Source organism: Microcystis aeruginosa NIES-4325 (assembly GCF_008974145.1).
Lineage (GTDB): Bacteria > Cyanobacteriota > Cyanobacteriia > Cyanobacteriales > Microcystaceae > Microcystis > Microcystis aeruginosa_G.
The window spans coordinates 51386-63621 of the sequence record NZ_BJKP01000009.1 but is presented as its reverse complement, the minus strand read 5'-3'; the positions used below and the strand labels follow the sequence as shown (position 1 = coordinate 63621).

Annotated in this window: 10 protein-coding genes; 6 read left to right on the top strand and 4 right to left on the bottom strand. The window is 43.3% G+C overall.

Annotated elements, in window-relative coordinates:
* Window positions 1–3: 3 nt before the first annotated feature.
* Window positions 4–696 (bottom strand): magnesium protoporphyrin IX methyltransferase, encoded by a 693-nt coding sequence (gene bchM, locus MiAbW_RS06990; RefSeq protein WP_151695503.1) that lies wholly within the window; start codon window positions 694–696, stop codon window positions 4–6.
* A gap of 234 nt (window positions 697–930) precedes the next feature.
* Here bchM and pyk point away from each other — a divergent pair, with 234 nt between their 5' ends.
* From pyk to MiAbW_RS06965, 6 genes are all read left to right on the top strand, one after another.
* Window positions 931–2352 carry a pyruvate kinase gene (gene pyk / locus MiAbW_RS06985; RefSeq protein WP_151695502.1) on the top strand — a complete coding sequence of 474 codons (1422 nt, stop codon included), beginning with the start codon at window positions 931–933 and terminating at the stop codon, window positions 2350–2352.
* 170 nt (window positions 2353–2522) lie between these two features.
* A complete protein-coding gene (gene modA, locus MiAbW_RS06980) occupies window positions 2523–3320 on the top strand; it encodes a molybdate ABC transporter substrate-binding protein (protein ID WP_151695501.1) in 798 nt (265 codons plus the stop codon).
* Between the two features lie 3 nt (window positions 3321–3323).
* Complete coding sequence (gene modB / locus MiAbW_RS06975; RefSeq protein ID WP_151695500.1) at window positions 3324–5162, top strand: molybdate ABC transporter permease subunit; 1839 nt, start codon at window positions 3324–3326, stop codon at window positions 5160–5162.
* Window positions 5163–5363: 201 nt separating this feature from the next.
* Complete coding sequence (locus MiAbW_RS19945) at window positions 5364–6254, top strand: hypothetical protein (protein WP_238707209.1); 891 nt, start codon at window positions 5364–5366, stop codon at window positions 6252–6254.
* Between the two features lie 95 nt (window positions 6255–6349).
* Entirely contained in the window at window positions 6350–7804 is a 1455-nt protein-coding gene (locus tag MiAbW_RS19940) for a GUN4 domain-containing protein (protein ID WP_238707208.1), read from the top strand.
* A gap of 561 nt (window positions 7805–8365) precedes the next feature.
* Window positions 8366–8767, top strand: a complete 402-nt coding sequence (locus MiAbW_RS06965) for an endonuclease domain-containing protein (RefSeq protein WP_151695499.1) — start codon at window positions 8366–8368, stop codon at window positions 8765–8767.
* 115 nt (window positions 8768–8882) lie between these two features.
* Here MiAbW_RS06965 and cobA read toward each other — a convergent pair whose 3' ends face one another.
* The 3 genes from cobA to cbiT form a co-directional block, all read right to left on the bottom strand.
* A complete protein-coding gene (gene cobA, locus MiAbW_RS06960; protein WP_151695498.1) occupies window positions 8883–10400 on the bottom strand; it encodes a uroporphyrinogen-III C-methyltransferase in 1518 nt (505 codons plus the stop codon).
* A gap of 79 nt (window positions 10401–10479) precedes the next feature.
* Window positions 10480–11391, bottom strand: a complete 912-nt coding sequence (locus tag MiAbW_RS06955) for a phosphatidate cytidylyltransferase (RefSeq protein ID WP_151695497.1) — start codon at window positions 11389–11391, stop codon at window positions 10480–10482.
* Window positions 11392–11439: 48 nt separating this feature from the next.
* Window positions 11440–12030, bottom strand: coding sequence for a precorrin-6Y C5,15-methyltransferase subunit CbiT (gene cbiT, locus MiAbW_RS06950; protein WP_002732225.1), 591 nt, complete (start codon window positions 12028–12030; stop codon window positions 11440–11442).
* Between the last annotated feature and the right edge of the window lie 206 nt (window positions 12031–12236).

Here is a 12236-nt window from a genome sequence, read left to right as displayed (position 1 = left end):
TCTTTATTCACTGCGGACAGCTTCGAGGATACGGGAAAAATAGAAACGAGTGCTAGTCATACTCGTCCGTTCAATTTTAAAGCCATTTTCGTTGAGAGCGGCGACAATAGTTTTTTCCTTGTGTTGATAGGCACGAGTGGTTTTACTCGGACCGGGGAAAAATTGACCAATTTTCTTGAGAATGGTTAATAAACAGGTTTTAGGAGCAAAACTGAGGATTAAACGGGATTGAGCTAGGGTTCCCAAGTGTTTAATCATTCCTAATGCTTCTTCTGTGGGATAGTGAATGAGAACATCAAGACAGATGACTGTGTGATATTGGCCGGTTAATGCTTCTAAATCTTGAACGGCAAAGGTGAGTTTACTGGTATCTGCTAACTCTTTGGCTGCTCTTTCCTTGGCTTCTGTCACCATTTTCTCAGAAATATCACTGGCGAAAATAGTTGCGCCCGCTTTAGCGAGGGGAATACTGAGACTACCGACTCCACAACCGGCATCACAGATCGAGAGATTGGGCAAATTGTCATCACTTTCTAACCAACCGATAACGGTATCGATTGTCTGTTGATGACCGATGCGAATATCTTTTTGTACTTTGTTAACTTCGCCATCCCCATAAATCCGGCGCCAGCGATCGAATCCTGTGGCGTTAAAATAGTCCTTGACTATGGCTTTATCGTCTAATGTGTTGGTCATAAGGAAATCTAAACGAGTGGTCTCTGAGCTACGCCGAAGAGCGGAGATGGTTATTAGTTTATCCTACCTTAAAGATCTCAACCGTTGCCGCTGATGGCTGATTCCTGACGGTGAAGCAGCGAACCGGGAGCGATGGCAACTCTGTGGAAAAGCTTAATTTGTTTTCCGCTTCACCGTTAGTTAACCTAAAGTGAATATCATGTAATCGTCCCAAGATCGATCAGTAAGGGTTCCATGTCAATTATTACCCATAGAACTAAGATCGTAGCCACGATCGGCCCTGCCAGTAATTCGCCGGAAGTCCTCAAGCAGATGATCGGTGCGGGGATGAATGTAGCGCGGCTAAACTTTTCCCACGGTAGCTACGAAGATCATGCGAGAGTTGTTAGCCTTTTACGGCAAATTTCTCAAGAATTAGACAATCCTATCACTCTCTTGCAAGATTTACAAGGTCCAAAAATTCGCGTCGGTAATCTCCCCAATGGTTCCATTACCATCAACGACGGCGATTATCTCACCCTTGTACCCATGGATGAGTATCGGGGAGAAGCGAACACCGTTTCGATCGATTATCCCTATCTGGCCGAGGAAGCCAAGTTAGGTGAGCAAATTCTCCTTGATGATGGCTTATTAGAGCTAAAAATCGTTGAAATTAACGGAAAAACCCTAAAATGTCAAGTGTTAGAGGGAGGAATTCTCAAAAGTCGCAAGGGAGTTAATCTACCTCGTCTCAATTTGCGCTTACCTTCCATGACCGAAAAAGACAAACAAGACCTAGAATTTGGTCTTTCTCAGGGGGTTGATTGGGTTTCCCTCAGTTTTGTTCGTAAAGGAGAAGATATCAAAGCGATTAAGGCATTTTTAGCCGAGAGAAATCATGGGGATGTGCCAGTGATAGCTAAAATTGAAAAACCGCAGGCGATCGAAAATTTAGAGTCAATTGTCGAGGAATGTGACGGCATTATGGTGGCCCGGGGCGATTTGGGGGTAGAATTAAGTCCCGAAAAAGTCCCTATGTTGCAAAAACGCATTATCAGACTCTGCAACATGAAAACTATTCCCGTCATCACTGCCACCCAGATGTTAGAGAGCATGATTCACAATCCCCGACCGACTCGGGCCGAGGCCAGTGATGTGGCTAATGCAATTATCGATGGAACCGATGCGGTGATGTTATCGGGGGAATCAGCAGTGGGAGATTTTCCCGTCAAAGCGGTGGCTATGTTGGCCAAAATCGCCCATGATGTGGAAGCGGATGTCAAGTTTGATAATGTTCCCCCCAATCAGTCCGATGAAACTCACGCTCTCAGTGAGGCTTTAGTGGCGATCGATCAAACCCTTGATCTCCGTTATATTGTTACTTTTACCACCTCTGGCTACACTTCGCTACTGGCTTCTAAGGAACGTCCCTCGGTTCCTGTGATTGCCATGACTCCCAATAAACGAGTCTATCACCGTCTCAACCTAGTCTGGGGTGTGATCCCGATTCTTCTTGACCATCAGGTATCTGTTTTTGAGGATGTGTTAAAGCAAACGGAATCAATTCTGCTTCAGAAAAATCTAGCCCAATCGGGCGATAAAATCCTGATTATGGCGGGAATTCCCATGCAGAAAACTAAAGGTACTAATTTCCTCAAAATTCACACGATTTCCTAAGTTCTAGGATTCAGGAGTCAGGGTACAGGAGATAGGAGATAGGAGATTATTTCTATTTATTCTCCCCACACCCCAGGAAAAACTTTTTGCCGCAAACCCTAGATACAGATTTTGGGCGGTGGATTGGTTGTGATAGAAATATAAATATCGATCGCTTGCTATCAATATTGATGAAAAGACGATATTTTCTGGCTTTTATCGGCTCAATTGCCCTTAGTTGCTTATTATCTGCGGGCATAAACCTTTTTTTATCTACTATCACCACCGGCCAAACCCAGACAATTCTAGTTTCTGCCGCCGCTAGTCTCAAAGAAGCCCTAGAAGAAATCAAGCCAGAGTTTGAAAAAGCCCATAGCAACATTAAAATTAACTATAACTTCGCTGGGTCGGGAGCTTTGCAACGGCAAATTACACAAGGTGCGCCGGCCGATGTTTTCCTCTCGGCTGCCACTAAGCAAATGGACGCTTTAGCAAAAGCTGGTTTAATCGATACAAGTACCAGAAGAAACCTGCTCACTAATCGCCTGGTTTTAATCGTTCCCAAGAATTACACCCTAAAAATTAGCGATTTTCGTTCTCTGACTAACAGTAATGTCCAAAGAATTGCTGTGGGTGAACCGCGCAGCGTTCCCGTCGGTCAGTACAGCGAAGAAGTTTGGAAAAATCTCGGCATTTTAGAGCAAATAAAACCAAAACTGGTCTTTACCACCTCCGTCCGTAATGTTCTCGCCGCCGTAGAAACTGGTAACGCCGATGCTGGCATTGTTTACATCACCGATGCCAAAATTTCCGACCGGGTAAAAGTAGTGGCTACGGCTGCCAATAATCTCCATTCTCCGATTATTTACCCGATAGCTGTAATCAAATCCAGTAAAAACCCGCAAGCTGCCAAGACTTTCGCCCAATATCTCACCAGCGCAGCCGCTAAAAACATTTGTGAAAAATTCGGCTTCGGAATAGCCAGATAAACAATGTCAGATTTTTCCCCCCTATGGATATCCCTGAAAACCGCCACCATTGCCCTGATAATCATCTTTTTTCTCGGTATTGCCGCCGCTTATTGGATGTTGGGCTATCGCGGACGGTGGAAATCCCTAATCGAGGCAGTTTTCATCGCGCCCTTAATCTTGCCCCCGACGGTGCTAGGCTTCATTTTACTGCTCCTATTCGGCAAAAACGGACTATTAGGACAGTTATTAGACTTATTTAACTTTCGCGTCGTTTTTACTTGGTATGCCGCCATTATCACCGCGACGGTGGTGGCTTTTCCCCTGATGTACAAAACCACCCTCGGCGCTTTTGAACAGGTGGATGCCAACATCCTACAGGTTGCCCGCACCCTAGGGGCATCGGAAGGGAAAATATTCTGGCGCGTACTTTTGCCCCTCTCTTTTCCTGGGGTATTAGCAGGATTAACCCTAGCTTTTGCCCGCGCTTTGGGGGAATTTGGGGCGACTTTGATGTTAGCGGGTAATATTCCGGGGCAAACTCAAACTATCCCGATGGCGATTTTCTTCGCTGTGGAAGCAGGAGAGATGACCGAGGCTTGGATATGGGTGTTTATTATCATATTAATCTCTCTATCGGGGATTATCGCCGTTAATCTCTGGCAAAGTCAACGCAAACAGCAATTAGGACGACTGGGAGAAAGCAAACCTAACGAGATGGAGGACTGGATGCAACCGTGGGAGGGTCGCGATTTTGCCCTTTTAGAAGCTGAAAATCAACTTTATAGGGATAAAATAGGCTTATTTGTTGATATAGAGAAATATTTACCCTGTTTTAACCTTTCAGTCACTTTTAACTGCCAAAATCAGCCACTAGGACTATTAGGGGCTTCGGGATCGGGAAAAAGCCTGATTTTGCGATCGCTGGCTGGGGTGGAAACGCCCTCAAGGGGTCGTATTGTCTTAAATGGGCGCATTCTCTTCGATTCCGAAAAGGGAATTAATCTCCCCAGTCGTCAGCGTCGTATCGGTTTTGTGGTGCAGAATTATGCTCTTTTTCCCCATCTCACCGTGGCGGAAAATATCGCTTTTGGTCTCTCGAAAAACTTATCTAAAAAAGTTATTAAACAGCAGATTGCCAACCAATTAGAATTAGTGCAGTTACTTGGCATGGAAAACCTTTATCCCCATCAATTATCGGGGGGACAACAACAACGGGTCGCCATCGCTCGCGCTTTAGCTAGTCGTCCGGAAGCTTTATTATTAGATGAGCCTTTTTCTGCCCTTGATACCCATCTACGCGCTCAATTAGAACGTCAGATGATCAAAACTTTAAGTAATTACGATGGTGTGACAATTTTTGTTACCCATAATATGGATGAAGCTTATCGAATATGTGAGAATTTATTAGTTATGGAAAAAGGGCGGGCAATTGCTAATAATTCTAAACAGAAAATTTTCGAGCGACCAGATAGCGTTAGTTTGGCCAAGATTACCAGCTGTAAGAATTTTTCCCGTGCTATAATTATTAATAATCAACAATTAGAAGCCATTGATTGGGATGTTAAATTATACACCGTCACCGGAATTCCCGACTATTTAGCCTATACGGGAATTCGCGCCCATCAAATTATTTTTGGTCGAGATTTAAGCAATATTAATACTTTTCCCTGTTGGTTAGCTAATGCCATTGAAGGACACCATCGGGTGACTCTCTATCTGAAACTTAATCAACCCTCCAACCACGACCGAGATTTTCATATCCAAGCAGAGTTATATAAGGATAAATGGTTAGAGATTAAGGAGCAAGCTTTGCCTTGGACTGTTACTTTATCTCCCCAGCGTTTATTATTATTAAAATAAACAGAGATTTTGATGCTAAGTTGTCAAACACCCCCCTTATCAAGGGGGGCAGAGGGGATCGAACCCAAAATCTATCTTCAATTTAATTGAAACCACTGACTTAATACCATGTATGAAACACTTTTTGAAAAATGGTATAAGCCAATAACACCACTCCAAAGGGGTCTAATATAATTAGAAGAGGTTGATCAAAGGGGGTTTATGGACGATAAAACCACAAAGCCGGAAGAATCCGAATCTGAGGAGAAAAAAGAATCAGATTTTGACCAGGAAAAGGAACAGGCTCAAGTTTGGACGGGAAAAATCACTGCTTTTGTTGCCCATCAACTCCGAACCTCCGCTCCTTCCCTTCCAATTATCGGGGGTAGCATTACAGGCATCTTAACTTGGCTTAGTCAACATGACACGGTTAACGCGATTATTGTCGGGGGAGTCACCTTTATCGTCACGGGCTTTTTTACCTACGGATCAGCCTGGAGTAAAGCGTTTTTAGAAGTGGCAAGAACCAAAGGTAAAGATCACGGTAAAGGTACAGCTTTAAGCTTTTTTGTTTGGCTAGACAAAGGACTGGAAAAAATACGTTGGCAATTAGCTAATCCTGACGGGAAATATTTAATTAAATTACGGGATTCAGATTGTCGTTATGATGATATTGAAGGGATTGAAGATGCAATCTTTGGTTTTTCTACCCCAGAACTAGAAGAAATTTTTATTAATTTGGATCTGAGTCAATTAGAACTGCGATCAGAAGAAGAATCTAAAGGTACGGGGGATGATATTTGGGATTTATTGCGACGGGCTAAAAAGAGGACAAATTTACGGTTGTTAATTCTGGCTCCTGGTGGCCGAGGAAAAACAACTTTATTGCGTCATTTAGCCTATAACTACGCTCTAAAACAACCCAAACAAAATGCACCTTTTTTAATTCCTGTCTTTTTACGTTTACGGAGATGGCAGGAAGTGATTACCACCACAGAAGGATTGGATTTACCAACCTTAATTGAGCGACATCTTAAACAAGATATTTCTCAAGAATTAGATTTACCTCAGAACTGGGCTAAAAGTCATTTAACCCGTCAGCGAATGTTATAGCGGTGTGCAGTCGTATGAGGTACAGTGTCACGAGCTATAAACCATGCTAGGCAAAGCTTAGTCTGTATCTCACTCAATCGCTTACCGCTATAGTGATGTTTGATGGTTTTGATGAAGTTAAACCCGAATATGCCGAAAAAGTCAGTCAATGGATTGGCAAACAGTGGCATGATTTTCGCCAAAACTATTTTATTTTAACCTCTCGTCCCAAAGGCTATCAAGCGTTTAGCTCTGAGCATAAACCTCGGCAAAAGGTGTTTATTAATGAATTTACCGATAAAAATATTCAGGATTTTGTGTATAAATGGTATTTCTGGCAAGAGCAGGAAACCAGAGTTAGCAGAAGTTTAAAAGCTAAACAAGAAGCTGCCGACAATAAAGCAAAGAATTTAATTAATCAGTTATTTGCTCTCGATGATTCCGGGGAAAGTTCTACTCTATTAGCCTTGGCGAGAAATCCCTTAAATCTGAATATGATAGTACAGTTACATCGGGCAAACTTTGGCTCGGGACAAAAATTACCTCAGCAACGAGTGGATTTATTTCGCCGAATTTTTGATCTGCAATTGATCACTCGCCCTCAAGCTAGGGGCATTGATATGATTTTAGATAATAATGAGGAAAATCATCGTCAACGGGTATTACAACAATTAGCCCTGAAAATGGGAAATACAACCACGATTGAATATTCGGAATTACTGAGTTCTACACAAAATTTTATTCAGGAATTGGGTTATCCTGAAAGCACTTCGGCTAAGGATTTTGTAGAGCGGTTAATTCATGTGAGCGAGTTAATTTTGAAAAAAGATGAATACTATGAGTTTGCCCATAATCTTTTTCAGTCTTATTTAATCGCTTTGGAAGTTAAACGGTTAAAGCAGGAAAATTTACTCAAGGAAAATTGGGAGCAAAATCTCTGGTACGAGGCTTGCATTATGTATGCCACTTTATTGACTAATCCGACTGATTTTATTGTCTATTTTTATAATCAATCTAATCCTAAAGCTCAGGGATTAGCGGAGCGATGTTATCGAGAATTACCTGTTAAAAAACGTCGCGGTTTGGAATTTTTAGAACAAAAACGACAGACTTCTCTCTTTACACAACTAGAAACCTATCTGAAAAATGGCCAATGGCGCGAAGCCGATGAGGAAACGATGCGGTTAATGTTGTTAATTGCTAAAAGGGAAGATGAAGGCTGGCTAGATGAAGAAAGCATTAACAACTTTCCCTGTGAAGAGTTACGCACGATTGATAAGCTCTGGGTAGATAATAGCGGCGGCAAATTTGGCTTTTCTGTGCAGAAAAAAGTCTGGCTGGATTGCGGTGGTGTCCCAGGGGAATACGATTATGATGTGTATAAAAAATTCGCTGACGAGGTGGGTTGGCGCAGGAGCGGAAACTGGTTGAGCTATGATGAGCTAACTTTTTTATTAAAAAGTAGTAAACACGCACACCTACCCTTGAAGAAGGATGAAGAGGGGTTTGTGAGGTGGTATATCACTTTTCTCGCGCAGAGACTTGTAACCTGTAATATATCACAGATTTAGACATCTTAAACCAGTAAAAAGCCCCCCTTATCAAGGGGGGTTGGGGGGATCAAACCTATGCAATTAACCCATCATCTTAAACCAGTAAAAAGCCCCCCTTATCAAGGGGGGTTGGGGGGATCAAACCTATGCAATTAACCCATCATCTTAAACCAGTAAAAAGCCCCCCTTATCAAGGGGAGTTGGGGGGATCAAACCTCAAAACTGCCCCCCAAAATTCCCCTGCTAACAGCAAAACTTATCAACAATAACACCTGATTTTTTAATAAAAAAACGCAATCGCTTTAAGTTTCATCCCCCCGCCTACGACTCCTTGATAAGGGATATTATAGCGGTTCTCACCCCTGGGTGGCACAGTTAAACCTTTGCTGATTAAGCTTTTCAACATTAATAATGTACCTCGTGCGAACAGAAAACTCTATATATGCTAAACTTATTAGTTGAAAAATAATCTTTCTTTTTTTAATAAATAACACTGCAATCACGTTAAGTTTGATCCCCCCAACCCCCCTTGATAAGGGGGGCTAAGTACGGTAACATGACTAACCAGAAAGTAAGCTTATGCAATTAACCAATCATCATCATCTACCCTACAATCCCAAACTCGTAGAACGAGCTAAAGAACTCCGTAAAAACATGACCAAAGCTGAAAGAAAACTTTGGTATGAATACTTAAAAATTTTTCAATATAGAGTTCATCGCCAAAGACCGATTGATCAATTTATTGTTGACTTTTATTGCCCCGAATTAAAATTAGTGATTGAAATTGATGGTGATAGTCATAATAGGGAAGATGCTCAAGCCTATGACTTAGAAAGAACCCAAATTTTATCAGGTTATGGATTAACAGTAATCCGCTTTACTAATCAAGAAGTTTTGAGTAATTTTGAGGGAGTTTGTGGAGTAATTGGAAGTTTGATCCCCCCAACCCCCCTTGATAAGGGGGGCTTTGATCCTTCTTGATCAGGGGGGCTTTGATCCTCCCAATCCCCCTTGATAAGGGGGGCTTTGATCCTTCTTGATCAGGGGGGCTTTGATCCTCCCAATCCGGGCTGCCGCAAATACGGCGGCGAGGATGTCAGGTATTACTCCACTCGATTAAAGCGCTAGTCAATCCTTCTAGGGTATATTCTTGCGCCTCGATATCAACACGACCAAATAACTCTTGACAGGTTTTTGAAGTTTGCGGACCAATAGAAGCCAGACAAACTTTTTCTAATAGGGAATTAACCGATAATTCTCCCGTTTCTTGCAGCAATAACTGATAAAAATTCTGGACGGTTTTGGAACTGGCAAAGGTGACTATATCGACTTTCCCATCTCGAAACGCTTCCCAGATGCCACTATCCATGCGTGCCGGACATCCGGAATAATATGCGGCCACTTCCGTCACCTGACCAGCTTTGGCCGTTAATTCCTTCACTAATATCTCTCTGCCTCCCGTTTCCACGCGAGGAAAGAGGAATTTCTGCCCCCTAATCGGGTCGGGAAACTCTTTTACCAAAGCATCAGCGACAAAATCCCCCGGTATAAAATCTGCTTTTAATCCCCGTGAGTGCAAAACTTGGCTGGTTTTTTTGCCCACCACGGCGATTTTTACTGTCGCTAAAGATCTAGCATCTTTTCCCCAAAATGTCAAGCGATCAAAGAAAAAATTAACAGCATTGGCAGAAGTTAAAATCAGCCAATCAAACTCTTTTAACTGAGCGATGGCATCGTCTAAACCTTGCCAACGGTCGGGGGGACGAATCTCTAAAGCTGGCATTTCTAGGACTTCTGCGCCTTGATTTTGCAAAATTTCGCTAAATTGACTCGTTTGCTCGGCGGCACGGGTAATAACAATAGTTTTACCGCCTAGGGGTGGGGGAGAGGACATAATCGCCAGATCCACAACTTGACCAATGACCATAATAGATGGTGAGAGGGACACTCCGGCGGTTTGAGCGAGAATATTTTCTAAAGTGCCGCGCCAAATTTGTTGCTCCTTGCGTCCCGCCTGACGGATAATAGCGATCGAGTCGTCAATATTCCGCCCATTTTGGTATAATTTCTCGATAATTTGCCCTAAAGACTGACCAGCCATCAATAGTACCAGTGTATCAATTTTAGCTAAAGCTGACCAATCGAGAGACTCGGGATCGTGAGCGCTCAAGACCGCAAAACAGCGACTAATATCCTTTTCCGTCAGGGGAATTCCAGCCAATAAAGGAGCGGCTAAAGCGGAGGAAATACCGGTTATCAATTCAAAATCACAGCCAGCCTGCTTTAAGGCTAACATTTCAGGATATACTCGCCCAAAAACACCAGGATCACCACTTTTAAGCCGAATAACCCGTTTTCCCTCTTGACAATAATTAACCAGTATCCGATTAATCTGATTCTGCTCGGCCCCGGGTTGTCCCCCCCGTTTGCCTACATCGACTAAAATACAGGTTTTCGGCACTAGGGAGAAGATTTGACTATCCACTAGGGCATCGTACAGCAAAACCTCGGCCGTGGCTAAAATTGCTCGCGCTTGCAGGGTGAGAAAACTGCTCTGACCGATTCCCGCACCGAGAAGATAAACTTTACCCCGGGGATGGACGACTGCTGACATAATCGCAAATTTGGATTTAATCTTTAATTTAGCACTGGAGAACTGCCAAGGGCGCGGCGACTGGAGAAGATACAAATTACTAACGCAACAAGGGCAGCAGTAAAGTGACGAAATAATATACTAGGGGAGCGGTGAAGACATAACTATCAGTGCGATCGAGTATACCACCGTGACCGGGGATTAACTGCCCGGAATCCTTGACCCCGGCATCGCGTTTCATCATCGATTCGGTCAAATCACCCAATAAACTGACAATACCAATTAATAAGCCCAAAATTAAACCCGTCAGCTGCCAATAGGGCCAATCTAAATACCAAGCACCCGACTCGGCGATCGCTATACTGCCTAAAATGCCAAAAAAGGAACCTTCCACAGTTTTTTTGGGACTAATCAGTGATAAAATGGTTTTCCCTAACCATTTTCCCATGATATAGGCTCCGATATCGGCGGCCCAAATGCAACCGAAAGCTAGAAAAGTCACTGTCAAAGCAGCCGGGAATAATTTCGGTTCCATCCAGGATTCCGGCCAATATCCCATCAGGGGTAAGTTACTGGCCATGGCCACGGGACTACTTTCGGGAGAAAAACCGACCCGTAAACGAATCCAATAACTGGGTAAGTAACCACCGTAAAACAGACCGAGAATTGAGGTGGAAATGTCGGCAATTGTCGCCATTTTCGGCTGAAAGAGCAGATAAAAACAAATTAACGCCCCGGCCAGGGGAAACATGGCATCGGTGAGGGGGGCTGCCATAGTTGCCGTCAGCAGTAGTAATTGTGAAACTACGAGAGTGGTTTTAGCGGCCGGTTCAATGCCTTTGGCGCGAACTAAGCGAAAATACTCTAATTGTCCCAAAAAGACGATAACACCGATGCCGAGGGTGAAATACCAACCCCCAACGATAATAATTCCCAGTGCGAAGGCAATAGCAAAAATAGCGCTGACAATGCGTGGCCAAGGCATGGTTAATCCAGAGAAATTAGGCGGCATTGTTCTAATTATATAGATTAAGAAAACTTTATGGAAGGTTATCCCCAATTAAAGTTTATCGCCGCTCAGGATAAACATGGGATCGACGGCGGCAAAAACTTGGTGAATACCCCTAGTTTCTAAGCGATTTACTGCCGCTTGGACAATCTCGATATTACGGGCCTGTAAATTAGAAAAGCCTTCGGAAAATTGATAGAGGGTTTCTAAGTTATTGGCCGTGGCCACGATGCGGCCGTTGGGTTTCAGGTATTGCCACACTTCTTGCAGGACCGATTTAATCGGTTTGCCGCCCTCGATACAGACCCGATCGGGTGCTAGGGATATATTGGGCAGACAATCGGGCGCGCTGCCTTCAAAAACCGTAACATTTTTTACCCCAAAGCGATCGCAATTACGGCGGATTAAACTGGCCACTTCTTCATCCCTTTCAATGGCAATAATCGGACTATTGGGACATAATAAGCCAATTTCAACGGGAATAGTGCCGGTTCCCGCCCCGATATCCCAGAAAACCCCCCCATCGCCTAACCGCAAAGCGGAAATCATCAATAATCTCACCTCGCGTTTACTTAAGGGAATCCCGGGCAAACGTTCAAACAGTTCATCGGGAATGCCGGGGGTTTTATATAACCAAGTCATGGGGAATCAATTATTGAGAAGCTTCACTACCAAGCATTATTATATAAGTTCATCAAATTTTCTTTATTAAGTAAACAGGTACTTTTCTGGGGATAAAACCCTAATCATAGCTTTAAAAAGCTATTATTGGTCATAATAACCTTTTTCCTGTCAAGGGAGTAGATACCGAGAGGTGGGATGGTACTTGATGGAACTTAGCATAATTG